Source organism: Paenibacillus melissococcoides, assembly GCA_944800085.1.
Lineage (GTDB): Bacteria > Bacillota > Bacilli > Paenibacillales > Paenibacillaceae > Paenibacillus_B > Paenibacillus_B melissococcoides.
In genome coordinates, this window is sequence record CALYLO010000015.1 from 110,888 (window position 1) to 133,031 (window position 22,144).

32 protein-coding genes and 2 pseudogenes are annotated in these 22,144 nt (G+C 50.0%); 1 reads left to right on the forward strand and 33 read right to left on the reverse strand.

Annotation, left to right across the window (positions count from 1 at the left end):
* Positions 1 to 559: 559 nt before the first annotated feature.
* The 17 genes and pseudogenes from OCY70_RS32565 to OCY70_RS32645 form a co-directional block, all read right to left on the reverse strand.
* Positions 560 to 778, reverse strand: coding sequence for a hypothetical protein (locus tag OCY70_RS32565; protein WP_213426104.1), 219 nt, complete (start codon positions 776 to 778; stop codon positions 560 to 562).
* Between the two features lie 113 nt (positions 779 to 891).
* Complete coding sequence (locus tag OCY70_RS32570) at positions 892 to 1,734, reverse strand: sporulation protein YpjB (RefSeq protein ID WP_213426105.1); 843 nt, start codon at positions 1,732 to 1,734, stop codon at positions 892 to 894.
* A 52-nt stretch (positions 1,735 to 1,786) separates the two neighbouring features.
* Entirely contained in the window at positions 1,787 to 2,422 is a 636-nt protein-coding gene (locus OCY70_RS32575) for a DUF1405 domain-containing protein (RefSeq protein WP_213426106.1), read from the reverse strand.
* Between the two features lie 141 nt (positions 2,423 to 2,563).
* Positions 2,564 to 3,427: a menaquinol-cytochrome c reductase cytochrome b/c subunit gene (locus tag OCY70_RS32580; RefSeq protein WP_213426107.1), complete on the reverse strand. Its 864-nt coding sequence runs from the start codon at positions 3,425 to 3,427 to the stop codon at positions 2,564 to 2,566.
* Positions 3,428 to 3,445: 18 nt separating this feature from the next.
* Positions 3,446 to 4,117 (reverse strand): menaquinol-cytochrome c reductase cytochrome b subunit, encoded by a 672-nt coding sequence (qcrB, locus tag OCY70_RS32585; protein WP_168181500.1) that lies wholly within the window; start codon positions 4,115 to 4,117, stop codon positions 3,446 to 3,448.
* 19 nt (positions 4,118 to 4,136) lie between these two features.
* The gene (locus OCY70_RS32590) at positions 4,137 to 4,673 is read right to left on the reverse strand and encodes a QcrA and Rieske domain-containing protein (RefSeq protein WP_213426108.1); all 537 of its coding nucleotides are present in this window, start codon (positions 4,671 to 4,673) and stop codon (positions 4,137 to 4,139) included.
* Between the two features lie 171 nt (positions 4,674 to 4,844).
* The gene (locus OCY70_RS32595) at positions 4,845 to 5,294 is read right to left on the reverse strand and encodes a DUF2487 family protein (RefSeq protein ID WP_213426109.1); all 450 of its coding nucleotides are present in this window, start codon (positions 5,292 to 5,294) and stop codon (positions 4,845 to 4,847) included.
* Positions 5,295 to 5,388: 94 nt separating this feature from the next.
* A complete protein-coding gene (locus OCY70_RS32600; RefSeq protein WP_213426110.1) occupies positions 5,389 to 5,568 on the reverse strand; it encodes an IDEAL domain-containing protein in 180 nt (59 codons plus the stop codon).
* A gap of 23 nt (positions 5,569 to 5,591) precedes the next feature.
* Positions 5,592 to 6,098 (reverse strand): gamma carbonic anhydrase family protein, encoded by a 507-nt coding sequence (locus OCY70_RS32605; RefSeq protein ID WP_213426111.1) that lies wholly within the window; start codon positions 6,096 to 6,098, stop codon positions 5,592 to 5,594.
* Positions 6,099 to 6,167: 69 nt separating this feature from the next.
* Positions 6,168 to 7,322, reverse strand: coding sequence for a hypothetical protein (locus OCY70_RS32610; protein ID WP_213426112.1), 1,155 nt, complete (start codon positions 7,320 to 7,322; stop codon positions 6,168 to 6,170).
* A gap of 140 nt (positions 7,323 to 7,462) precedes the next feature.
* Positions 7,463 to 8,072: pseudogene (locus OCY70_RS32615) on the reverse strand (histidine phosphatase family protein).
* Positions 8,073 to 8,122: 50 nt separating this feature from the next.
* Complete coding sequence (locus tag OCY70_RS32620) at positions 8,123 to 8,719, reverse strand: zf-HC2 domain-containing protein (RefSeq protein WP_213426113.1); 597 nt, start codon at positions 8,717 to 8,719, stop codon at positions 8,123 to 8,125.
* Entirely contained in the window at positions 8,719 to 9,300 is a 582-nt protein-coding gene (locus OCY70_RS32625) for an RNA polymerase sigma factor (RefSeq protein ID WP_006678871.1), read from the reverse strand. Before OCY70_RS32625 ends, OCY70_RS32620 begins: the two co-directional genes overlap by 1 nt.
* Before the next feature lie 652 nt (positions 9,301 to 9,952).
* Positions 9,953 to 10,228 carry a hypothetical protein gene (locus tag OCY70_RS32630; protein WP_261948898.1) on the reverse strand — a complete coding sequence of 92 codons (276 nt, stop codon included), beginning with the start codon at positions 10,226 to 10,228 and terminating at the stop codon, positions 9,953 to 9,955.
* A gap of 206 nt (positions 10,229 to 10,434) precedes the next feature.
* The gene (locus OCY70_RS32635) at positions 10,435 to 10,716 is read right to left on the reverse strand and encodes a hypothetical protein (RefSeq protein WP_213426115.1); all 282 of its coding nucleotides are present in this window, start codon (positions 10,714 to 10,716) and stop codon (positions 10,435 to 10,437) included.
* 95 nt (positions 10,717 to 10,811) lie between these two features.
* Positions 10,812 to 11,081: a hypothetical protein gene (locus OCY70_RS32640; protein WP_261948899.1), complete on the reverse strand. Its 270-nt coding sequence runs from the start codon at positions 11,079 to 11,081 to the stop codon at positions 10,812 to 10,814.
* A gap of 5 nt (positions 11,082 to 11,086) precedes the next feature.
* Positions 11,087 to 11,308, reverse strand: a complete 222-nt coding sequence (locus tag OCY70_RS32645) for a helix-turn-helix domain-containing protein (protein ID WP_213426117.1) — start codon at positions 11,306 to 11,308, stop codon at positions 11,087 to 11,089.
* Between the two features lie 473 nt (positions 11,309 to 11,781).
* Here OCY70_RS32645 and OCY70_RS32650 point away from each other — a divergent pair, with 473 nt between their 5' ends.
* Positions 11,782 to 11,955 (forward strand): hypothetical protein, encoded by a 174-nt coding sequence (locus tag OCY70_RS32650; RefSeq protein WP_213426118.1) that lies wholly within the window; start codon positions 11,782 to 11,784, stop codon positions 11,953 to 11,955.
* Positions 11,956 to 12,533: 578 nt separating this feature from the next.
* On the opposite strand, the gene OCY70_RS32655 is transcribed toward OCY70_RS32650, so the two are convergent.
* From OCY70_RS32655 to OCY70_RS32725, 16 genes and pseudogenes are all read right to left on the reverse strand, one after another.
* On the reverse strand, positions 12,534 to 13,286 hold the full coding sequence (locus tag OCY70_RS32655; RefSeq protein ID WP_261948777.1) for a glucosaminidase domain-containing protein: 753 nt from the start codon (positions 13,284 to 13,286) through the stop codon (positions 12,534 to 12,536).
* A 141-nt stretch (positions 13,287 to 13,427) separates the two neighbouring features.
* Positions 13,428 to 13,739, reverse strand: a pseudogene (locus OCY70_RS32660) (M23 family metallopeptidase); the annotation flags it as partial.
* The gene (locus OCY70_RS32665; protein ID WP_213426120.1) at positions 13,732 to 14,166 is read right to left on the reverse strand and encodes a phage holin family protein; all 435 of its coding nucleotides are present in this window, start codon (positions 14,164 to 14,166) and stop codon (positions 13,732 to 13,734) included. The gene OCY70_RS32665 and the pseudogene OCY70_RS32660, both read right to left, overlap by 8 nt.
* Positions 14,167 to 14,249: 83 nt before the next feature.
* Entirely contained in the window at positions 14,250 to 14,399 is a 150-nt protein-coding gene (locus tag OCY70_RS32670) for an XkdX family protein (protein WP_213431628.1), read from the reverse strand.
* Positions 14,396 to 15,034 carry a hypothetical protein gene (locus OCY70_RS32675; RefSeq protein WP_261944479.1) on the reverse strand — a complete coding sequence of 213 codons (639 nt, stop codon included), beginning with the start codon at positions 15,032 to 15,034 and terminating at the stop codon, positions 14,396 to 14,398. Before OCY70_RS32675 ends, OCY70_RS32670 begins: the two co-directional genes overlap by 4 nt.
* Positions 15,035 to 15,045: 11 nt before the next feature.
* The gene (locus OCY70_RS32680) at positions 15,046 to 16,995 is read right to left on the reverse strand and encodes a hypothetical protein (RefSeq protein WP_261948900.1); all 1,950 of its coding nucleotides are present in this window, start codon (positions 16,993 to 16,995) and stop codon (positions 15,046 to 15,048) included.
* A complete protein-coding gene (locus OCY70_RS32685) occupies positions 16,971 to 17,744 on the reverse strand; it encodes a hypothetical protein (RefSeq protein ID WP_261948901.1) in 774 nt (257 codons plus the stop codon). The genes OCY70_RS32680 and OCY70_RS32685 overlap by 25 nt, the downstream gene beginning before the upstream one ends.
* A gap of 498 nt (positions 17,745 to 18,242) precedes the next feature.
* Positions 18,243 to 18,527, reverse strand: a complete 285-nt coding sequence (locus OCY70_RS32690; RefSeq protein WP_261948902.1) for a hypothetical protein — start codon at positions 18,525 to 18,527, stop codon at positions 18,243 to 18,245.
* Positions 18,520 to 18,753 carry a hypothetical protein gene (locus tag OCY70_RS32695; protein ID WP_261948903.1) on the reverse strand — a complete coding sequence of 78 codons (234 nt, stop codon included), beginning with the start codon at positions 18,751 to 18,753 and terminating at the stop codon, positions 18,520 to 18,522. Before OCY70_RS32695 ends, OCY70_RS32690 begins: the two co-directional genes overlap by 8 nt.
* 59 nt (positions 18,754 to 18,812) lie before the next feature.
* Positions 18,813 to 19,436, reverse strand: coding sequence for a baseplate J/gp47 family protein (locus tag OCY70_RS36445; RefSeq protein WP_390955202.1), 624 nt, complete (start codon positions 19,434 to 19,436; stop codon positions 18,813 to 18,815).
* 375 nt (positions 19,437 to 19,811) lie between these two features.
* Positions 19,812 to 20,033 (reverse strand): hypothetical protein, encoded by a 222-nt coding sequence (locus OCY70_RS32700; protein ID WP_261948904.1) that lies wholly within the window; start codon positions 20,031 to 20,033, stop codon positions 19,812 to 19,814.
* Positions 20,030 to 20,407 (reverse strand): Gp138 family membrane-puncturing spike protein, encoded by a 378-nt coding sequence (locus OCY70_RS32705; protein WP_213431199.1) that lies wholly within the window; start codon positions 20,405 to 20,407, stop codon positions 20,030 to 20,032. The genes OCY70_RS32700 and OCY70_RS32705 overlap by 4 nt, the downstream gene beginning before the upstream one ends.
* A gap of 1 nt (position 20,408) precedes the next feature.
* Positions 20,409 to 20,783 carry a hypothetical protein gene (locus tag OCY70_RS32710; protein ID WP_261948905.1) on the reverse strand — a complete coding sequence of 125 codons (375 nt, stop codon included), beginning with the start codon at positions 20,781 to 20,783 and terminating at the stop codon, positions 20,409 to 20,411.
* 32 nt (positions 20,784 to 20,815) lie between these two features.
* On the reverse strand, positions 20,816 to 21,196 hold the full coding sequence (locus OCY70_RS32715; protein WP_261948906.1) for a hypothetical protein: 381 nt from the start codon (positions 21,194 to 21,196) through the stop codon (positions 20,816 to 20,818).
* On the reverse strand, positions 21,189 to 21,515 hold the full coding sequence (locus OCY70_RS32720; protein ID WP_213431197.1) for a phage baseplate plug family protein: 327 nt from the start codon (positions 21,513 to 21,515) through the stop codon (positions 21,189 to 21,191). Before OCY70_RS32720 ends, OCY70_RS32715 begins: the two co-directional genes overlap by 8 nt.
* 14 nt (positions 21,516 to 21,529) lie before the next feature.
* Positions 21,530 to 22,144: a LysM peptidoglycan-binding domain-containing protein gene (locus OCY70_RS32725; protein ID WP_261948907.1), complete on the reverse strand. Its 615-nt coding sequence runs from the start codon at positions 22,142 to 22,144 to the stop codon at positions 21,530 to 21,532.

Sequence of the window (22,144 nt, forward strand, 5' to 3'; positions counted from 1 at the left end):
TTTGAAATGTCGAGCAGCATCTTGCAGAGCATATGATGGTGTTATTTTGATTACGTAAGACAATATATATTTCTTTTATACAACGGCGTCTAGCAAGAGCGTTAGAGCATGATTATTCCTCTTCTCAGATCAGCGTGTTAGAACAGTATAAGTCGATGTTTATTTGGCTTTTCAGAACATCTGCTGCAACAGTGCAAGACAATGTTTATTTGGCTTTTCAGAACACCGTCTAGGTAAAAAAGTGATGTTTTTGATTTTATATACCGGCAGCTTGCATACCGTAAGACTGTACTTGTTTCGTTTTCCTGAACAGCGTCTTCGCAGCACGTAAGAGGGTGTTTAATTTGTATTCCTGATTCCTGAACAGTGCCTTCCACAGCACGTGAGAGGGTGTTTGTTTTTGTATACCTGATTCCTGAACAGTACCTTCAACAGCACGTGAGACGGTATTGGTAACGAAGTATCCTACACTGTAGAACGTTGTTTACCCGGATCTCTCGGATCTACTGACCTACGTCTTGCCGACAAAGGTTGTTTTTCGGTGTTTACTTTATCATCGCTAACTTGGATTGATTGAGGGGATCATAGATTCTTGTCTCTTTATCTTGAGTGTTTCGCCTTCGGCACCGTCTCCAGCGGAAAGAAAGCAGCAAAAAGCTGCATTATCGTCGTGCAACCAGGAGAGGCCAATGAATGAGGCGGATCGGTTCAGGTCCATCGTACCTGAACTAAGGGGAGAATATACATAAGGACGTAAAAACATTTGCCATCCTTCCATTTGAATCCTCCCCTCCCACTTGCCAGGCCCCTTCGCTCGCGCGTTGCCTCCCGGACGGCTACCGCCGCTTCCGGCCGAAGCTCACATCCATTTTCCAACCGTTGGGATATGCTTTACTTGCGGAAGCGCCCAGGGCGAATCGAGTCATGCTCGTAGCGGTATTTCTGGAATGCGACATAGAACAAGACGGAGCAGATGATGAATGTAAATAACAATGTCCATTGCAGCGGCAGTGTACCGGTATCTTCTTGGCCGAAGGTCGGGGTGTCCTTGGTCTTGCCGAACAGTTGGCGAAGCCATTCATCCCCGTGCCGGTTCAATGCCTGATTGACCTCAGCGAGAGGCGTCTCCTTGGCCACGGCCCGTTCGACAAGCCGTACGAGGGATTCAATGACCTCCATCGTCTCCGGACTGCGCTGAATGGTCGCGGCCGGCCGGATGCGGTCCACATGCAGCAGCCACTGCTTGGCGCTGGATAACCACTCTTCTTCTTGCTTGACCTGCTTCATCTTGTTCATTTCATCGCGAAGCATTTGTTCGTATTGCAGCCACATTGCTTGTTTTTTATGGATTAACGCATCCGACGCCAGCCGCAAGCGGGCCGCCACATGCATCAGTCGTTCCTCATTCCGTTCTATTGCAGGCAACGCGCGCTTCACTTGAACGATCGCGCCACTGAACGCCCGTACCCCTTCGACCCCCGTCACGCCATAAAATGAAGTGTCGGTCATCGCTTCTCCCATCTTTTGCACAAGCTGCCGCGCCTGTTCAAGCTCTTGCTTCTTCACGGCCTGATATATGGCTTCCGCCTGCTGGTCCAGCTTCTGCCATCGCTCCTCCGGCTTGCCAGCCATGCTGTTCGGCTCTGATGCGGCAGCGGCAGGCGCCAGGCCGAGTGTACACATGCTGATGATTCCGATTACGATAACAAGCCAACGTGAACGCCTAATAAGCATGTACATCCCTCCCCCATCATCGTATGGGGAGATGTCCAAATTTATGCCTCCGCTAACTGTTCCGTCTTGCCTGCTTCATCGCTGCCCAGCTTAATGCCACGCTGGCGCCCGTCAAGGCAAACGTGAACGCGCATACCTCCAATAAATAAGGATGGAGGGTACCCGGCAGCCAAGGAAAGACTCCGGCGCTGTAGTCGACGGTGTCATTCAGCCATGTCCAGCAGGCCGCTATCGTCAAGCCGGCACTTCCAAATCGGAATAAGCGTACATACAGCAGCGCTTCTACCGCCATTGCCAGATGGGAACCGATCAGCATCCAATCCTGCCATACCATCGGGTTACCTAGGGCGGCACCGGCAAATATCATGGCGCATGCCCATATTCCGTACTTGATGGAGGTGACTGCCGCCAGCGCCTCAATGAGCTTGACGATGGCGCTCCCCCAGACTGAACGGGGTTGCGGACGTATTAATAGGAAGAAAATGCTGATCGTAAAAAATAAGCTGGCGGTCGGGCTATCCGGGACAAACGGAAGCTGCCATAGCGGATGATGGTTCCACGTATAGATCAATTGAGCTTTATACCAATAATATCCGTAAACCGTGCCGAGCAGATTGCACCAGAATAGCGTCCACAGCACCCAACGTCGGCTTAAAAAAGAACGGCTGAACAAAGAGGTCACCTTCATATGTACTCTACCTTCTTCCGCTCCGATCCCGCGAGTTCGCGTATGCGCCCGCTTAGGGCGGGCACGGATCGAATGATCTTATAATCCATCTACAGAACGAGCCTGACCGTCACAACGGTCAGGCTCGAGTCTCTACTTATTTTACTTCTCTGCTTTCTGTTTCGCAAGCCATTCTGCGATATGATTCAATTCCTCTTCACTTGCGGCATCCTTCATTGGCGGCATGTTGCCCTTGCCATTGTGAAGGATGTCGAGGATCTCATCTTTGGTTAACGTATCGCCGATGCCGCGGAGCGAAGGGCCGGATTGACCCTTCAGGTCAGTGGCGTGGCAGCTCAAGCATCCCGCTTTTTTCATATAATCCATGGCAGGATCATCCTTGTCAACCAAGGCGATCTCCTTGTTCGGCTTCGGCTGTCCCGTAGGCTTGCCGGCCATCGCAGCTTCGCGGGCCTTTTCCAACCGGACCTCATGTTCCGGCCTAATATTCAGCTCTGCCAGTTCGGCTTCATACCCCAGCCAAGCGACGCGCGTCAAATAGAAGCAAGCGATCAAGCTGATAATCATAAGCGAGGAAGCTATCGGGCGCTTGTAGAAGCGGCGTTCCTTCCCTTTGTCCAGGAATGGCGCCAACATCAATCCGCCGAACATAATACCGGGTATGAGCACCGTGCCGATGACGACATAGCTTCCCGACGCATAGGGGTATTTCAAGAACTGATACAAGAACAAAAAGTACCAGTCAGGAATGGGAACGAATCCCGTATTGTTCGGGTCAGCCGGATAGCCTAGCGGAGCAGGCTCCGCAATCGTTAGCACGAGAATTCCCACCAAAGCTACGACACCGACCATCCATTCCTTCAATAGGAAGTACGGAATGAAAGCTTCGGACTTCCCTGGAAATGCGGTATAGTCCGGCGGTATCGTGTTGTGGTTTTTTTTCTTTATCCGCGAATCACCGACATATACGATTTTCTCAGTATTCGACGACTTATCGTGTGCCAATTGGTCTCTCCTCCTCTCTTATAGCGGTCCAGAAATACCTTGACGGCGAATCATCAGGAAGTGAGCGCCTATCAAGGCCAGTAGAGCCGCCGGCAAGAAGAAGACGTGAATCGCGAAGAATCGTGTAAGCGTCTGCGCTCCGACGATCGTACCGCCCTGCAGCAATTCCTTGACGTACGGTCCGATATATGGAACGGTATCGGCGATCTCCATACCGACCTTGGTTGCGAAGTACGCCTTGTTATCCCATGGAAGCAGGTATCCCGTGAACCCGAGACCGATCATAATCAAGAGAATCAATACGCCCACGACCCAGTTCATTTCGCGCGGCGATTTGTAAGAGCCGGTGAAGAACACCCGCAACGTATGTAAGAGCATCATGACGATGACAAGACTCGCGCCCCAGTGGTGCATTCCCCGAACAATCTGTCCGAACGCGACCTTGGTCTGCAAGTATTCAACACTGTAGTAAGCGTTGACAATGTCCGGGACGTAATACATCGTCAAGAACATACCGGACAAAATCTGAATCACGGTGATAAAGAACGTCAACCCACCGAAGCAGTACACGAATGCGGAAAAATGGTGCGCCGGATTCACGTGTTCCGGCACTTCGTGATCCGCGACATCGCGCCATATCGGCGTGATATCCAGACGTTCGTCAATCCAGTTGTAAACCCCTTTAAACATCTGACACTACGCCTCCTTGTTACTGCACGTGTTGGTTCGGAATCTTGTCACCAAGATATACAAAACCGTTTTCAATTTTCACTTTGTACTCGTCCAGCGGTGCGCGAGCTACAGCCAGTTGCTTGCCTTCCTTCGTGTAATGCGCGCCATGGCACATGCAGAAATATTGATCTTTGTACTTCGGGTTGGAATTCCAGTTAACCGTGCATCCCAAGTGCTTGCATACCGGTGACAACGCAAAAATATCTCCGTTCTCGTCCTTGCTGATCCAAGCAACCATTTGAGGCTTGCTCTCATACCAGCCGTCGATTTGCGTCACGTCGAATGTAAATTCCTGAGGTTCATTGGTAATCTTGCTAACTTCCGCGACTTTTATGTAGTTCCCCTCTGTCTTTTTCTGCAGAAGCGGATCCACGGCGAACCGTACCATGGGAATAGCTGGACCGACGAACATGAAAGCGCTCGCTCCACCCAATGTGTAAGAAAGAAATTGTCTACGAGACATTTCTTTGCGAGGTTGGTGAGGTTTCTGCTCGTTATTTTGCGGTTTGCTCATTACTGTCTTACCCCCTTTACACAACCGTTCTCGCAGCTTGCTATGATGAGAATCACAATCTAACTAGGACATCATTATAATATCCCAGTGCCATGAAAGCGTCAAGAATTTACCAGCCGAAATGCAAATGGGAACACGATCACGTCAAAAATTGTTGAGATTTTGTCACATTTATCCTTCAAACTGTGATGCGTACCACATTTTTTGAATTTTGTCCTTCATCAAATCCTTGACAGCGTGCGCATCTTCTGTTCCCAGCTCTGCCGGCGTAAAGACAGCGTCTGCCTGGGATACCTCCCCCTGACGGAGCCGAACCGCTTGCGAGATAATGACAATATAGGCAAACCCTTGCTCCCTCAGCCTTCCGCACACCTTGTCCAACAGAGCGATATCTGCCGGTTGCGGCTCGATCCCACCCGTAAAATGGTACGCCGGATAAGTTACGGTTCGCCCGTGGAACGGAATCTCGACCCCGTCGAGCCAATCCCGCAGCCGCTCGAGCCGTTCCGCCGCTTCGACCGGCGATTCCAGCCCTGTCATTCCGGTCACGGGAAGGATGCAAGTGTCCAGATAAGGCCCCCATTCCTTCCATTGTTCTGCAGTCAACTCGCTGAATTTCATGCTGCTCCCCCTTTTTTCCAGTTACTCCTCTCCCATATTATAACCCGGTGAACAAAAAAATGAAGAATCGCTCAGAGCGCTTCTTCATTAGCGGTTACTGCAACGTTTTCAGTTCTTCCGTCAAGGTTCGGAACGTGGTCTCATCCCCTGATGCCAATGCTTTATCAATTTCTTCATATATTCGTTCCGTCCGGTATTTCCGTATCGCGTCGTCCCAGATCATTTCCGCAGTCAAACTCAACATCGCTTCATACGTCACTTTCATTTTATCCATAGGATGCACCTCCAACCTAACGATTAAGAGATCCTATATTCCTTTCCTTTCACCACATAGCTATCCGTTGTTCTCTTCATGCGCTGCAAATCTTCTTCTGTCAACTCCCGTATGACTCTTGCGGGTGAACCGAGAGAAAGAGTATAGGCCGGTAATTTTTTATTTTCAGTGACGACGGAACCAGCTCCTACTAAAGCATATTCACCAATTTCCGCTCCGTTCAGTACAATGGCCCCCATGCCAATCAATGTACCTGTGCCTATCCGGCAGCCATGCACGATCGCACCATGTCCAATCGAGACGCGATCCGCGATAATTAATGGCTGATCCGTGTTGACATGTCCGATAACACCGTCCTGCAGGTTCGCTTCCCGGCCGATCTGAATCGGCGCCAGATCGCCGCGCAGCACGGCGTTGAACCATACGCTGGACAAGGGACCGACGGTTACGTCACCGATGAGCTTCGCCCCTTCCGCCACATACACGGAGGGATCGATCCTCGGTTGAACGCCTTTGTAAGGAATAATCATATGTTCGCCCACCTCCGAGACACCTATTTATCAATGCCATCCTATGGGATAAAAGGTGGTCTCATCGTATCAATGGGCATGCGGCTTGTCAACGTTCAGTTGAATTCGGTCTTCATGGGCCACATACACGCCCTGGATGATTTGCTGCCCTTTTTTCGTCATCTGCAGCACCTGGACTTCATGGGAGATCTCCCCCAGCCGAAGCAGGCCCAGATGGACCATCATCATGATGATGCGCTGCCGAAATACGGATTCGGAGGTGTCGAAGTAGAACGGCCGGATGTAAGGAAGCAGCGTCCGTTCCAGCGACTCCAGCGTCGTCCATTTGATTGTGCAGAGCTGGATCCAGTGTACGACGGACAGCAGATTCGGAATGGCGTTCTTATACAGCTTCAACCAGAAGCGGTAGAGCGAGGCCGTCGGCTCGGTTCCTCTCCTGCTCCGCCTCTCCTCGCCCGGCGGGGAGAGACGCAGCCGCCCGTCTCCTTCCTCCAGCCAGCCTTGGTAGAAGGCGTAGTCGTAAATCAAAGAGAACCGGTTCGGATAATCATGGAACCGCCTGCCGTAACCGAATCGCCATTCTCCCTTGCCTATCGGCGTTTCCCGAATCGCGAACGTATCGAGAAGCTGCTGCTGGGCCCGCTTGTAGATCACCCCTTCCGAATTCAAGGGCGGACATTCCGTCGCGACGAAATCAAGGAGCTGCAAAATGTCATCGCCGATTCTCCCATCCTCGTCACGATAGGCATGCGGTTCAGCGGTAAGCTGCAATTGGCTGGAGAAGGATTGGTACAGCACATCTTTGAAACGCTGCTTCAGATCGGCCGGAATCTGGAACAGATACTTGGTCTGCGGATTGCAGCCGTTGAACAGCCAGCCGCTGTGCTTGAACTTCGCAATCGTATCCCGCGGTTGAGGCCCGTTCGGGGCAGGATCCGACTTGCCCGGCACGACCGTGTCGAACTTGGTCTGCTGCACTCGGGCCACCAGCTCCTCCAGACTGAAGGAGGACCGCTTATCGAACAGGATGGAATTGAGAAAGCGCCGTTCCTCCAGCGACATCTCATTCACATGGCGCTCGAACACATCCCTGCTGCCAAGAGCCAGCAGAATCGATTGGATCAATTCATGCTTGGAGCGTTCATTGCATACACAGCCGTACCGCTTCGCAATCCGGGCGAGCTGCCCGATATCCGCGTAACTGAGCATATCTGCCAGATTCATGCCGAACCTCCGTTCTTTGTAGCTTCATTCCTTGACCGAGTCCTTGTTACATTAACCATTATTGGAAAAAGTACGGCATTTATTCAGCAAAATAAAAATAAAACAGGCCCCGGTTCATCAATCGGAACCAAGGCCTGCTTCTATCTGCCGCGGTGGATAGTGACCGCATCAGACGGTTGGATATGTTTTGTGCAATTATACAATACAGGGCGCCGCTCCTTGCCGCTCAAGAATCGAGTACGACAAGTTGCCGATATGGCCCTGCGACATTTGTCCGAACAAAGCAATGAACAGTTGAGCCAGCCAGCTCCCATGCGTCACGGCGAGAAGATTCCGGCCTTCGCTCCGGAGGGCGAGGGACTCCAGCGTCTTGACGGCCCGGTCGCGCAGCGCGTCATCCTGCTCTTGTCCAAGATTAAGCTGGCGCCACTCAGCGCCCCAGCGCTTCTCCCGCTCCTCAGGCGTCGTTCCTTCCACCTGCCCGTAAGCGCGCTCCACCAATCCCGGCTCCGGCTCGAGCAGCGGAATATTCAGCGCGTCCGCAAGGATAGCCCCCGTCTCGTCAGCCCGGCGAAGGCCGCTTGAGATGACGGCATCAAATGCGATATCTTCCTTCTTCAAACGCTCGGCCAGCAGCGCCGCTTGCTTCCGGCCTGTATCGTTCAGCGGAATGTCCGTCCGTCCTTGAATCTTCCCCTGCGCGTTCCAATCGGTAATCCCGTGTCTAACCAATCCGATATATTGGGCCATTGCTTCTCCTTCTGTACCGTGTAAATGTGATGAGGAACCTCTATCCAAAGTTAACGACGCACCCGCGTCAGCCAATTCAACAGCAATAATGCAAAGGTAACCCCGAACAGGGACAACGCTATCCAATAATGAGGAATCGTAGGCACCACTTGCAAAATGACCGGATCGCTGATGCTCGCTACCGGGACGCCTATCGTCATTTTCCCCCAGCCCGATGGATCTCCGCCGGCAACGACCGTAGGAATCACACCGCTGATATCTTCGATGTTCGAGTGCTCTCTGCGGACAAGCAGCACAATGAGCGCGCACAAAAATATCCCCATACAAAAAGCAACAATCCCTGCAAGCATATTGCGAGATCGCAGGGACCATGTCTGTGAACGTTGATGAACCGGAACGAGCCAGTCTTGTTCTTCGTAAATCATGTTCATAACCCGTGCCGGCGTAAATCCGGAACCGGATGCCTCGTGAAGGATTATGTCCGAATCACCGTCCATCCATTCCTCGCTTGCAGCCCATACGCTGTACTGCTCTGCGCATGATTCGCATTCGCTTAAATGCTTCTCAATCGCTAGCCGCTGCGGATCGTCTGCAGGCAAATCGGAATAGACCGGCATCCACTCGAGCGCTTCCGCGCATTTCATCATTAATTCATCCCCTCAACTCCCGGCTCGGTAATGTATGCCTCCAACTGAGACTTCACACTCGCACGAGCGCGGAACAGCAGCGATTTCACGGAGCTTACCGTCTGCCCCAAGGCATTGGCAATCTCTTGATAATCCAGTTGGTCATACTCGCGCAGGATGAGGGCCGAACGCTGCTTCTCCGGCAGACGGTTAATGGCGTCGCGCACCAAAGATACCTTCTCGTTCCGCAGCAATGCATATTCCGGTGCCGCCTCGCGCGGCGCTTCCGGAACGATACTGTAATCATCGTCCAACGATACTTGCACGCTGCGCTGCTTCCGCAGCTCGCTTAGTACCGTATTACGGGCAATCGTATATAGCCAAGTCGAAAAAGAGGCCTCTGCCTCACGGAACGTATTCAGGCTCCGATATGCCTTGAAGAACGTCTCGGCACATAAATCCTCGGCAAGCAATTCCAACTGGGAGCTCTTTAACATATGAAATATAAATGATAGCAGTTTTCGTTGATAACGATTCATCAATTCCGCGAATAACTCGACGTTGCCGTCTTTAATCTCGCGGATGATCTGGGAATCGGTCATGGACTCAAGTTCCTCCTTGCTTTCCATATCCTTCCCGATGCGCTACCTGTTAAGGTATACTCTCGAAGTATAGAAAAGTTGCGGATCGGAGTTCAAATTACGTCGTTCTCTCATTCACCTATAAAGCGTATGTAGGATAATTCTTCAAAATGTTAAATAATTTCCTCACATATAGTCGTATTTTAGCATACAAAAGTCGAATAATGATTAAAAATTTTTAAGGTATTTGGTGACCAAGCTTACGATTCCGTAAGGTTACATCCATAGGGTATGCCGCTTATTGCCAAGAAGTGCTCTATCTGGCTTGCATTTGCAACGAAATCGGCTTGTACCCTGACACAAATGATCTCCGTGCAGCCCTTCCGCCTTAAAATTAACGCATCGAAAAAACAGGCAAAAAAAAACGCCACCGAAGTGGCGCCGTGCTTACATATGAGCACTTAGATATTGGATAGGAGTGGAGAGTCTTGTCCTACTACTGTATGTATTTATCATATCAGGTTGGCCTTTTAAGGGCCAACCTGATAAATAAACGCTCTACCCCTCTCCCCGTGTCAACACCCGTCCTGAACGCAACTCTAAATCCGTAAAACTTTTGTATAAACAGATCCTCCAGCATGCAGATCCTCTCATCCGGTATAAAGCCTTTAAGCTAATGTAACTCAGCGATAAATTCTTTATAAATTATCTCGTTGTCCTTTTCGCAAGAATCCACCACTTCCCACGATTTCTTTTCAATTATTTGCTCTGCCCATTCATCATTAAGTGTTAAGGTTAATTCATCCACGAATGCCCATTGAAAATTCACGACTTCCATAATTGCATCAGCCAGTAGTGGTTCAACTAGGTAAGCTTCGTTGTATAAGATAGTTAGCATAGTCTGTAAGCGTTCTCGTTTTTCTACTAAGTTTTGCTCAATTTGCTTCATGTGCAGCCCTCGTCCGTGTTTTATATTTACAAATCATACTAACCTAAATCTACTATATTGTGGAACCTCAAGCAATATTAATATCTATTGTAAAATATGACAATGTATGTATGTTCATATATTCATATTCTATACCTGCAATTAAAAAAGCCTCGGAGCAATCCGGGGCTTTACTTATTGCATGTTCATTTCTTTACAACTCTATCTCATTCCTCTCCTCGATACTTATTCAGTGCTGCTTTAGCAATCTCTACTGGATTCTCGGCACCGGCAACTATTAGATCAAGTGCCTCTTCTAAAAGTTCTAAACTGTCGGATGAGAACAATTCCTCTTCATGCATAATGGTGAAGTCTCTCAAAGTTAACTTTACTTCATCAATTCCAGACTCCAGTAATTCACGAAGTTTGTTCTTGGATTCCGCCCTCATTAACTTTACTTCTTCTTTTCGCTTTATCCATTCCTCTTTAACAGCCTCTATGTTTGACAATACAGCACCTCCTTTCCCATGAACCAAATCCAAAGACTATTCCCGGCGCTCTTCGCCTTTTTCTTCAACAATGCGTCTGATCAATTCATCATTAATCAACCGCTATTTTGGTTATTCGTTACTCTAACATTCAACTTGAACTCGATAAACGGGACGTAGCGCCCCAAAAGGCTCTCAATCGCTTTCTGTAACGCTTCTGATTCGACAAGCAATACGTCTTCATCGACTTGCTTTCGCGCCATGTAATCAGGGTTTTCGCTTACCCACCACCGATCCTCGCCGTACTTAATCATTGCATTCAACATCCTCTCCTGAGTTTCCTTTTCTCCTGTCATTAAACTCACATACTCCTGGTTAGAATACATACACTCTATCCCTCCTTTTCTTCGGTTCCAGAGACATGCTCAATAACATCATTCGGCTGTACTCCAAAATATGAACACGTCTTGTCCAGCACTTCCATCGAAACATACTCACCTTTCCCCATCTTTGCCAATGTTGCCGTAGAAAGGCCGAGCGCTTGCCTATATTCCGTTTTAGACATGTCACGCTGCAGCAGTAAATGCCACAACGGCTTATAACTAAACCCCATAGCCGGGCCTCCTTGTCCTGTTATATTTTCATTATAAAAATTTATGTTTAGGAAATCAAATATTTTGTTTGACTTATTGTTTATGAAAGTGTATATTATATTTAGGAAGTTAAACATGACTTCCTAGATTGGAGGTGAAGGGTGTGAAAGAAATGGTGCAACTTCTTACGGCTATCATACAATGCTATACCGCTTACTTGATTTTTCGCACGAGCCGTAAAAAGTAAAAAGGTACTTATCGATGCGGTGCACGCAAAGTAAGTACCAGGGAGGTCGTCCGGCACGACGGCCTCCTCACCAAAATCTTATCACGCCTTCACCCCTAATAACAAGGTATGAGGGAGGATGGACAAGCATGGAATACATTACTTGGACATTCAGTACTGCAGCCCTGGCACTAAGCATCATCGCATTGGTGGTTACGTTACGGAATAGAAAATAAGTCGGCGGGCGTACGCAGGGAGGGAAAAAGGATGAAATACAATGTGACGATGGATGGAATTCTTATTCGGAATGAAATTGATGCAGAGCGCTTGGAACGGTTTTTGAAAAAATTAGTATTCGAGGGAGGATGTCAGAAATCGGAGAATTTCTATCTGTCGCAGTTCGGTTGCATCGTGAAAGTGATTCCAGTAAACCCCGCCTGATGATGGTCCGAGGGATACGGACCGAAACCTAGCCGCAGCGAGCGGCGATGGTCGCGGATATCCGCTACACGGACGCGTTGCAACGTGGCCGTTTTACATATATTGCTCTTTAAAATATATCAAAGGGTGATAGCAATGACTCCTTACGAAAAGGTATTCCGTGCATTTGTTTCTGAACTCGATGGTACTGAATTAATGCAGCAAGCTCATACATTTTACGTCGGACAAGTCAGTAACATATTAGGATGGACTGATCTTACAGATTCGAGATTGCTCGCGGAGATTCGGACGCTAGATAATGCATTCCGAACAATCGTTAGAAGATAAGCATGAAATCAAGGAGTTGTATTGAGAATGACGAATTGCAACTGTTTAGGGAAGGAAGAGGAATGGCACTTTGATGATGACTTAGGCTGCTGGTATGTATGTAGAGAATGCGAAGAATGCGGGTATTATTGGGAGGGACCTTATTATCATCTGGACGATCCTGAACTACGTCCCGAATAAAACGCTAAGGGCCGCGGTATATCACCGTGGCCCTTCTTTCGGAGGCAAGGAATCTCCAATAGTGTCTCCAATCAAGTGGTAGTTATACCGACCTTTCGTTCCTTTGCATCCCATTTAACTTTGACCCCGGCAGCATCAGCAACCGCCCGGATAGGAGCGTATGCGCTGCCGCCGATAAGTTCACCTGGCACAGGCGCGCCATTGATTGATGCCGTTTTGCTCTGCTGGTTCCAGCCAATCTTGGCGCCAAGCGCTTCGCCTACGGCCCGAATCGGAGCGAGAACCGTTCCATCGACTAGTGGCCCTTCGGCAATCTTTTTACCGTTGATTTCAATTCCGGCCATTACAACCTTCTTCCCCTGCTCATCGTATTTCATTAGTCCGTATTGTTCGATTAGGCCAATCAATAGCTGCGGATACTTCGGATCGGTCGCATATCCACCACGCCAGATTTCCCGGCAAGCTGTTTTGTAATCAGCGTTCAATACGCCGTGATAACGCTTCGGCTTGTCCTTTGTCCCGTTAAGGACGAGTTTCGAATGATCTTCGATGCTCTCAGCCCAGTTATGATACGCCCGAAAAGCAGCTTCTATTTGATAAGGTGTTCGGTCCGTTCTGTACTCCGTAGTAGGCATATTTACGCTGCCTGCCGGGCCCTTTCCCTTGATGCCGAATAGATTGTTCGCTTTTTTCGTCAGGCCGCTCTCTCCCCAGCCGCTTTCCAATGCAGCCTGGGCGATTGTGAGTGATGCGGGCACCCCTGTCCGCTTCATATCTTCCACGGCTGCCGGTGCAATCTTCGCAATGAAATCCGTTTGCTTCATGCTCCCCTTATCCTTTCCTTGTCCCTGATATTTTGAGAGGTACGCCCCGGGGTCTGTATGCATGCCGTAACCAAATGAAGGCGCTGCCTTGGTCCGTACCTCATAATGCAAATGCGAGCCGGTGCTGCGGCCTGTTGTCCCCTGCTTTCCGACTTCCTGTCCTGCTACTACTCTTTGACCGACCTTCACGGTGCAGGAATCCAGATGCGCGTAACAGTGCAGTGCGCCGCGCCCGTCCCTAATGGCGACTACAATACCAAAATTACCGAAGCCTGTTCCCGCTCGTCCTTCTCGGGCATGGACCACTTCCCCGCCCATAAACGCAAAAATAGGCGCTTTATGCGCCTTCACCAAGTCGATGCCGGTATGTTCTTTTTGTTTGCCATCAATAGGATCTTTTCGCGGCCCGAAAGGGCTTGTCACACGGTATCCATGCTTTCCCCAGTCATACATTTTTCTCGCCGCCCTTTCCTTTCAAAACAGCAATAACATCTTTCAATTGACTAGGCATGTTCATTCCGACGCGGCCAAGATTCTCTGTAATTGAAAGCAATTCATTTGCAATGAAAAAGTAAATTGCTCCAGACATAATTGCGTTCGTGCCTAAAATCAAATCAACATGATGGGCGAGCCCTACGATCAAGAACATTAGTCCTTTTTTAGCGAGCCCCCAAAAACCTACTTCGCTGCTCAAACCCTTGCTTGAATCTGTTGGGTTGTCGCGACCTTCTTTATATGCCGCCGCAAATCCTGTGATGTAGTCAACAGTAACAACAACGGCCAAAGCAGTCAGAAGCGAGCTCCACCCTCCATAAAAGAATGATGTAAACCCGCCAACGGCGGCGGCTCCCCACTTAATTAGCAAATCCCATCTTTCCATGAGTTTATCCCCCTATTGACATATGAAATAGCCCCCGGGTATCCCGAGGGCATAAATAAAGCGCCTGCTCTATGGCGTGGCGCTTATTCCTGTGTCGGAAATTTTATCCCAGTAATCTTCTCGTACTCTTCCGGCGTGATTTCCCCGAATCGGTTGGCCTCCGTCTTAACGGCTGCGCATAGCCCCTCTGCGTCGATCCATTCACAATCAAAAGCAAGTTTCCAGAAATTCATTCCGTTTGCCCTCCTTTAAATTCAATAATTTCAAGTTTAGCATTCGTCAATTCCGCACCCAGGCTGTCGATAGTCTGCTTTTTCTGCATGCTGTCCAGCCGCGATTGGGTCAACATTCTGCCAAGGTCATCAATGACGCTCTGCTGCTGGATATTCCTGATTTTCATTTGCGTCAATTCTTGGCCCAGCGCGTCGGTCTGTGACGGCTGCGGATCCGGATTCAGCGCTTCGATTTCCTCGTCCGTGAGTCCGTTCCGCCAGAAGCTTGGGCCGTCCACGGGTTGCGGCGGCTCCGGCAGCGGATCGTCGCTCTCCGGGTCATGCTCGGCCAGCACGGCCATGTATTCGGCGTATGCAGCCTCATAAGCCTCCTGCGCTGCTCTGTAGCCCTCGACATCGAATATAGGCTGATACAGCCCGTCAGGCATCGGCACAGCTACGGTGTAGCCTACGAGTACCGTTTCCGGTTCGTCAGGCTGCTCGTCGTCACGCTGCTCCGGTTCAGACTGCGGAAGGCTGCCGGGTTCGTCCGGTTCAACCGGTTCCCGCCGATCAAAAACGCCCGTCACGGAGTCCGCAACGAGCGTCGGTTCGATGTAGCGACCGGATAGGTCGGTTATGATTGCTTCTTTCATGTCGTGCCTCCTTATTTATTTGCAAGGAACGATATACCTTGCAATGAGAGATAATCATTTTTTGCATTAGGCGAGCCAATCTTTACAATCCCCGTTGGATCCACGTCAATGCGGACAAGAGCCTCGCCTACACCTGTTACCCATCCAAGCACAGGGAAAATAAGCGATTTGTCAGGTCTAAACCCTGTTGGAAGTATAAACAAAGATGTACCCAACGCTGCCGTTCCCCTACCTATCAAGCCCTCAATCGAAACAACATTCGAATCATCCTTATAGTAGAACGAATGTTCAAAAGGCGATCCATAATCTACCCACCCATTCAATAATGTAGGTTTAATCCGCAGAGGAGGTGGCGCATCCTTCTCCGCCTTCTGCGTCTCCACCACCGACAGCCGCCGCCCGATGTCACCTACATCCTTCACCAAGTCCGACACAGTCCCACGCAGGTTGGCCGCCACGGTGCCGCTGATTGGAGGCGCAAGAGTTGGATGAAGCATCGTATAGGTGACGTGGTAGATTGCGGTTGGGTCGTAATAACTAGGTTCAGTTTGTAAAACATTGTCGCCCTTCGCGATCCACGCCCTGTCAATTGCGTTATTTTTATAAACTATTGCACTAGCTACATGTGTCCTGTGTCGGAGCATCGTTGCAGGCAGATATGCATTGTTAATATTTCCTTCATCGCTAACACCGGGCGCTGGATTCGCCCGTTCCCGGATCACAATACCGCTGCCGACCTCGACCATGTTAGAGCCTGCGGAGAGTGTCGCGCCCAACTCGTAATTCCTGACGGGCTCGACGGTTGGCTTCGCCTTCAGGTATTGGAGGCGGTAAGGCGTCCATTCCGGATATGACGTTGTTGGCGTGTCAGCTACACTTGGATCGCTTGGCTTATTTATCTTAAACCATTGCTTTTTACCACTTGTATATGGAGTTTCGCGGCTCCCTTCTTGGTACATCCTCCAACCGTTAAAATACGCCTTAATCTCGTCGGGTTCCGGATTGTAATTTCCTCCCCATCCACTTTCATTATTGTGCACTGAAATATAAGCATTAGATGTGAAAATGCGAGTAACATCACTAAAACCCCAATTTTCTACATTTATAGGTTTATCATTTACGCTTAATAGACTGCCATTGTATTTTGTAACGAAAAGTCTGCCGTAGTCATCTTCATCTGCTGGGGAACTGTTATTTGGAACACAATCATTTGCAGAAAGGACTTTAAAGTCGTTTTGTGTAGAATGTCTTTTCCATACATGGGACCCATCCAACGTAACCTTCCCCCACGGCTCCAGCACATACGGTAGCCCATCGTCTCCCATAAAGAGCGTATCGGGATTGCTGCCGTCTACCGGATGAGCGGCGAGCTCCGTTTCGAAGGCGATCATGCTACGTTGCTGCGGTACGAAGGGCTTCGCTTCGGTTCCGACGGTGAGCATCGGGTTTTTACAGGATACGTCAATATCGGCGGAAAAGCTTTTGAGTACTAGCGCAATCTGCGTTCGACTACCAACGTTGAAGGAGCGGTAAGTATCCGTACCGTATGGGACAACGAACGTGTTGTAGTCTAGTTCCGTGATGCACCATGACACCCCGGAATTTTCGAGCGAGAATACATATGTCTGATTCGGCAGTACCGATAGATGATACGCCAGGAAGTCCCCGTCTCCACCAGCGCCAAAACGCAATTCATAAGGGGCTACCACTGTCGCTTTCGATGCGACAGTGATCCGATCGGCTTCATAAAACGGCGGCAGCAGATTGCCTCCCGTTACGATGGCGTATGGGTTCTTTACGTTGGTCATGCTGTCTACGTATGGATAGCGTTTGGCAACCTGTTCCGGTGTCATGCCTTCAATTGCATTGTACTCGGCCTCGGTGATCTCATACAGCCCGATTCCATCCGCAGATATCTTTTGGCCTGCTTCTGATGCTACGCCTCGGACGTAGACTTCCACCCTGTCTTTGCCAGCGAGATCCACGGGGAAACAGCGACATATGCATATGTGAACTGATTGGACTTGACTGTCCCATTCGACTTGAACCATGATGTTACATTGGCCTCGCTCTTCACTTCTGCAAAGGAGAGGTGTACATACTGAGCGGATATGTTTCGAATATACCCGACGGCAATATAGTATTTATCCAGGTCTTTTACAGCACCATTGGAACGAATACCAAATCCCGCCTGTTCCTCCTTCGTACTCGCCACTTCGATGGAAAAGGATCCGTATACCCGCTCGGTGCTTAGAGCCTTAACACCGGGTCCGGGTGCAGACCAATCGGCTGTATTTTCACAGTCTCCAACTCGTCCTAGTAGGTTGATGAGTGTCCGGCCCTTTATCTCCCCCATCTGGAACGGCGTATCATTCTCGACCTCCACCACCTGGAGGCCGGGTTTAATCCCCAAGGGCTTGCCTAAAACGTGATCGACAGATTGCTTTAGGTTGCGTATTTCGTCCGTATTGCTATCAACATCCGCCCTTAATACGTTGATGTTTTCATCGGTGTACTGCTTCGCCACTGTAAGGGCAGCATCCGCTTTCTCTTGGGCCCCTGTTGGCGTTTCAGCCCCGATGCTTTCGGGGGTAACCGCCTGAGCCTTCTGGTCCGTGTATTCCTTGGCATCTTTAAGTGCCTTCGATACATCATCCTTCTCCGCAGCCTTTTCCTGCAGCTCCTGCAGCGCCTCATAGGATCGATTCATGTGCCAATTGAGCCAATCAGCTGGCGGCCGATCCTCAACTTCCCAGCCCTTCACCCGTTTTGACTCAGGAGGTTGTATTCCTGCTGCCTTCCATTCGGGTAATTCTTTATTGAATGCATTCCTATCTTCTCCCTCCTAAATCGGTAATTCGTAGTCATTGCCCGGCATATAGACCGTTCCAAGGGTGCCGCCTGTTGTCATAGCGATATCCGCGAGCCCAAATTTTGCTCTTTTCAACTTCCGCTCGCTTCGACGACCAGGAGAAAGGTTCCAGACAAATCAATTGTGCAACCCGGACGCCTGCAGCCACTGTTTTTTGGATGATCTGCGCGAACTGGTACGGTGACATTCCCACTTCGTTCAGGCGAGCTATCGGCCACACGTAGCAAAGAAAGTGCGGCCGGCTCCGGTTCGTTCGGGTCCGCATGCTTTTCCCTCGATTCGAATGTTCCGAAAATCGCAAATCTAGGGCCCAAAGCTAAAACTTCAATGATCGTGTTAATGTCCGTCTTCGATAAGTTTCGCGCTACCTTCGACTGTCAACAAAATTCTGTAAATTTCGTCGGTAGCAGCTCCACGCGGCTGCACTACGTTTTCCCCGATCCTGTCCAGGGTTGTTCCCCGGGCCCGGTCAATGTCTCGCCATTCCTGAATTTTGTCCAGCGTATCTTCCAGGCTTGTAAGCTGAGAGTGTAGGATTGACACCAGTTTTCCAAGATTGCTCTCAGGGTTTTTGTTATACGCATCGGTGAACCGACCAAGCATGTCCTTCACGCTAAACACGGCTGGTCACCTCGATATTCTGGTCCCGAATCCTCGCCACCTGATGAGGGGCGATTTCAATGTTTTTCGAATCACCGTTCAGCAGCAATTCTACATCATCCACGCCTGGAACCCTGTACACCGCGCTAATTAATTTGTTGTATATTACGGCCGCCCCCATGGACAAGCCGTTGTAATACTTACCGTCGTGCTCCCCGCCGATGTACTGCACGATTTCGGATATCACCTTTTCGTCACCGTCAGCCGGGTATTGAACAGTTCGCTTTATCTTCGCATGAACAGAAATCAAAACTTCCTCAGCACGGCTGAACTTGACCTTGTGCTTGTAACCTGCGACATCGGTAACCTCGCGAACAATATCGCCGTGTGCTTCGATACGCCAGCCTTTGTTTGCGAAATGGCGGCTGCGATCTCTTGCTCATCGCTCCCAACACATAGCACTGGAACGATTTCCCGGGCCTGCCTGCCGCATCTTGTAGTAAGTAGGTGTTTTCTATCACGGCCGCCGCTCGAACACCAGACAACCGTAATAGCGTCCTCGCAAGGCATCGAAGAGGCCGCGCCGCCGCCCGCTACGATTGCTGGAACACGGGCGCGAAATTCTTCTATCCGTCTCTCGCTCCCGTCCGCCTGTTGTTGGCCTCGGATCTGTACAGAGAGGATATTCGCATCGGGATGAGCAAAGCCACATTGTGCCAGTTGCAATCGTTCCATCCTGTTCCCACTTCTTGGGCCGCGATCCCACAGACCACCCTTGCCGTCATTATCGAGAGTCAGATCCTCATTTGTCACGAAATATTTTCCTGTGGCGGTGCCGACGATTGTGCCTTCCGGTATCGTATATTCTGGCGTTCCTATGAATGTTAACTCTCCGTATGCAAATTCCTCTTGGAATCGTTTAATCCCCACTTGCGGAGCGAGGCGGTCCAAAACTCACGCGCCGGTTGCTGTGTCTCGGTACGCCGCGTAGTATACGTGCTCCACTCCCTGCCAAACATAGGCCAGAAAAAAATGCGAATATCCGTAGGATGATCCCGAGTGGAGATAGTGCGATGTATTCGTGGTTTCACCGTATTTTGCCCGCGCCTGTTCTTCCATCTGCTCCAGTAAATCGCTGTACCGCATCCGCTTGAATTCCAGATTGCATCAAGCATCCAAACTCAACCTCGCTTTCTACCTTCTCCCCCATTTACTGCGGTCGCAGTGAAAACGATGTGGAGCATTCGATTCTCCTTGTCGAAACGAATGTCGATGCTATCAAACTTCTGTATTTGCTCAACTTGTTCAAGGGCTGAATAAACCGTTTCGCGAATCGCCTCTCTTCGTTCGGCTGCTTCTGCAGCAGCACATCATAGCTTGTGCCTGCATCGGGTCCAAAAACCACTCGTCAAGATTCGTACCCAGCACCACACGGGCAGCTTGGGCAATCTCTTCCGGCCCGGATACCATTTGTAATTCGCCATCTGCGAAAATCAGGTCCCCCGTGCTGTCCAATCGAAAATTCACGTTATCACCCCTACTACAACCGTATCCGACAAGCTGTGCCTGCGCCTAGAATCAGGGTATGCCATGGCTCCATTCAGACTCTGATCCATGGCACGCTCTACGCATATCAGCAAAACTACATCCCCCTGCCGTAAAACGGGTACATAGTCCTTTTCCACGCCATCCACCTCGAAGCGCTGGCATAATACGGGCACATCCGTCAATAATGCATGCGGACTCGGCTGGTTGCCCATCATCTTTTGCATGATGAGCGGCTGGACGGTTGCACGGCGTCGCTCCTTGTCGTATGCGGCCACTCTCCCGATTGTGGCCGTGTGGAGTTGGCGCAACGCATTTTCAAGCCAACCATTCAAGCTCTTATCAAGTTGTGCCATTTTAAAACACCGCCTCTATCTCGGTGGTAAAATCACTGCCACTTGAAGAGTGTCGGCCGCGCCGCACGCGGAGTGATGCCTCGACAACGCGGCTTTCAATGGTTATCAGGCTGCCTGTTGTCAATCGGTGATTCAGTAGACACTTGGCCTGATAACCCGCGCTGCTGTCGTCCTGAAAAAAGGTAGGTGAACCGATCAGGCCAGTCTTCGGTGAAAGTACAAAGTTTATTTTGTCGCCTTGGGTAAGTGGCCGAATATACAACTGCCCTTTGAGCATGTAACAGGAGGTCTGGCAATCGGCGGCAACGTTCTTGATAGCATCAACAACGGAGCCCTCAACGGTCATCCCCTCTGTGTAAACAACATCTTTGACCAAACTTAAGGCGACCGCGCTGAGGTTACCTCGCTTTAGCAAATCCCTAATGACGGGGAGGCTTTCGTTTGTTTCGCATATGAAATGCTCGGAATGGTCCGGCTGTCCAATGGCTCCGAGTCAAGGACTGTGAAGGTTGTAATTTTGTCAGGCCCTTCCCATCGAGTCTCATAAAAAGAGATGTAACCAGAAAGAATGGTTCCGACATCCCCTTTGTATCCTGCATTCAGCACAACCTTTGAATGATGGGCGATGTTGTTTATCGTATTGTCACTCAGGTTGTAGATTTCGATCCTGGCCTCGTTTGGATCTGGATCATCATCAAACGGCACGTCAAAACGAATCTCTAGGTCCGGCGTCTTCAACGTCTGCCCACCAACAATCAACTCCGTAACACGGCCATAAGATTCACTCATCTTCTTCTCCCTCGCCTTCTCCATATGCAAGAAACACGGTCTCCCCGAAGTTACCCCAGGTTACGGCCGTTTCCCTGCCTGCCTCGTCAACCGGTACAATCAACGGCACCGGAAAGCGGTGGTCCTCGATGCCTGCAAAAACAGGAACGCCGTATACGAGTTTCACGCCTTGAAGCAACACTTGATCATCCTTCATCAAGTCGAGTGTAAAAAAGTCAAAACGCTCGTTGTAGTTCACTTCAAAGGTGAAGATGTCTACGCCGAGCGCAATGTCAAATTGATAAGGGATGCTGTCTTTTTCAATCGGTATAAACTCCATAGGCCCCTCCTAACCTACGATGACAACCATGCCTGGTTCAGGCGGGTGCCTTTTGGTATTTGCGTATTCCAAGAACGTAAAGTTTTTAGGGGTACTTTGTACGTATACGCCAGCGCTTCCCACGTCTGGCCTTCTCGAACCGTGTGCTTCTTTCCCGTTGGTCCTTGGCTTTTTGCTTTTGTGCCTTTTGTCTTGCTTTGCTTTGTGGTCTTGAGCTGCTGCCGGCCGGCCGTTGTCATCACCTTGACAAGGGTCTGAGTTTTGGCTGGCAGCTTCGTAGAAAAAAGCGGCTTAACCTTGCGGATTTCTCGCAACTGCATTGTAAAATTCATGCCGTTTGCCACTTTATATTCGTGTTCGCTTTCGAAAGCCTCGATGATGCAGTTTATAAAGGAATTCCGGCCAACATATTTAACCGTTGTGCCGGAATTCATCTTCCCCAGTATTTCTTTCCTCTTCTTCGCCGCATCCTCGCCTACCAACTTCCCGGTTAGGGATAGGGTCACGAGTTGAGGCTCCACATGGTCCGTAATGGCGGCCCCGCCCTCGATAGGGTAGGTAGATACCCGAACGGAATATGAAGGCTTTTCGTTTGTGACATGAATTTGTATGCCGTCAATGGTTGCCAT

Excerpts from the sequence above, each read along its gene's own strand:
- OCY70_RS32665 (WP_213426120.1), bottom strand. The coding sequence starts at position 14,166 with ATGGAAAGATGGGATTTGCTAATTAAGTGGGGAGCCGCCGCCGTTGGC.
- OCY70_RS32675 (WP_261944479.1), bottom strand. The coding sequence starts at position 15,034 with ATGAAAGAAGCAATCATAACCGACCTATCCGGTCGCTACATCGAACCG.
- OCY70_RS32595 (WP_213426109.1), bottom strand. The coding sequence starts at position 5,294 with ATGAAATTCAGCGAGTTGACTGCAGAACAATGGAAGGAATGGGGGCCT.
- OCY70_RS32715 (WP_261948906.1), bottom strand. The coding sequence starts at position 21,196 with ATGAGTGAATCTTATGGCCGTGTTACGGAGTTGATTGTTGGTGGGCAG.
- OCY70_RS32605 (WP_213426111.1), bottom strand. The coding sequence starts at position 6,098 with ATGATTATTCCTTACAAAGGCGTTCAACCGAGGATCGATCCCTCCGTG.
- qcrB (WP_168181500.1), bottom strand. The coding sequence starts at position 4,117 with ATGTTTAAAGGGGTTTACAACTGGATTGACGAACGTCTGGATATCACG.
- OCY70_RS32640 (WP_261948899.1), bottom strand. The coding sequence starts at position 11,081 with ATGTATTCTAACCAGGAGTATGTGAGTTTAATGACAGGAGAAAAGGAA.
- OCY70_RS32655 (WP_261948777.1), bottom strand. The coding sequence starts at position 13,286 with ATGAAGCAAACGGATTTCATTGCGAAGATTGCACCGGCAGCCGTGGAA.
- OCY70_RS32630 (WP_261948898.1), bottom strand. The coding sequence starts at position 10,228 with ATGAAGCAAATTGAGCAAAACTTAGTAGAAAAACGAGAACGCTTACAG.
- OCY70_RS32565 (WP_213426104.1), bottom strand. The coding sequence starts at position 778 with ATGGAAGGATGGCAAATGTTTTTACGTCCTTATGTATATTCTCCCCTT.
- OCY70_RS32645 (WP_213426117.1), bottom strand. The coding sequence starts at position 11,308 with ATGGGGTTTAGTTATAAGCCGTTGTGGCATTTACTGCTGCAGCGTGAC.
- OCY70_RS32620 (WP_213426113.1), bottom strand. The coding sequence starts at position 8,719 with ATGATGAAATGCGCGGAAGCGCTCGAGTGGATGCCGGTCTATTCCGAT.
- OCY70_RS32600 (WP_213426110.1), bottom strand. The coding sequence starts at position 5,568 with ATGGATAAAATGAAAGTGACGTATGAAGCGATGTTGAGTTTGACTGCG.
- OCY70_RS32670 (WP_213431628.1), bottom strand. The coding sequence starts at position 14,399 with ATGAATTTCTGGAAACTTGCTTTTGATTGTGAATGGATCGACGCAGAG.
- OCY70_RS32685 (WP_261948901.1), bottom strand. The coding sequence starts at position 17,744 with ATGAATCGATCCTATGAGGCGCTGCAGGAGCTGCAGGAAAAGGCTGCG.
- OCY70_RS32570 (WP_213426105.1), bottom strand. The coding sequence starts at position 1,734 with ATGCTTATTAGGCGTTCACGTTGGCTTGTTATCGTAATCGGAATCATC.
- OCY70_RS32650 (WP_213426118.1), top strand. The coding sequence starts at position 11,782 with ATGAAATACAATGTGACGATGGATGGAATTCTTATTCGGAATGAAATT.
- OCY70_RS32720 (WP_213431197.1), bottom strand. The coding sequence starts at position 21,515 with ATGGAGTTTATACCGATTGAAAAAGACAGCATCCCTTATCAATTTGAC.
- OCY70_RS32590 (WP_213426108.1), bottom strand. The coding sequence starts at position 4,673 with ATGAGCAAACCGCAAAATAACGAGCAGAAACCTCACCAACCTCGCAAA.
- OCY70_RS32610 (WP_213426112.1), bottom strand. The coding sequence starts at position 7,322 with ATGAATCTGGCAGATATGCTCAGTTACGCGGATATCGGGCAGCTCGCC.
- OCY70_RS32705 (WP_213431199.1), bottom strand. The coding sequence starts at position 20,407 with ATGGCACAACTTGATAAGAGCTTGAATGGTTGGCTTGAAAATGCGTTG.
- OCY70_RS32725 (WP_261948907.1), bottom strand. The coding sequence starts at position 22,144 with ATGGCAACCATTGACGGCATACAAATTCATGTCACAAACGAAAAGCCT.
- OCY70_RS32575 (WP_213426106.1), bottom strand. The coding sequence starts at position 2,422 with ATGAAGGTGACCTCTTTGTTCAGCCGTTCTTTTTTAAGCCGACGTTGG.
- OCY70_RS32625 (WP_006678871.1), bottom strand. The coding sequence starts at position 9,300 with ATGACCGATTCCCAGATCATCCGCGAGATTAAAGACGGCAACGTCGAG.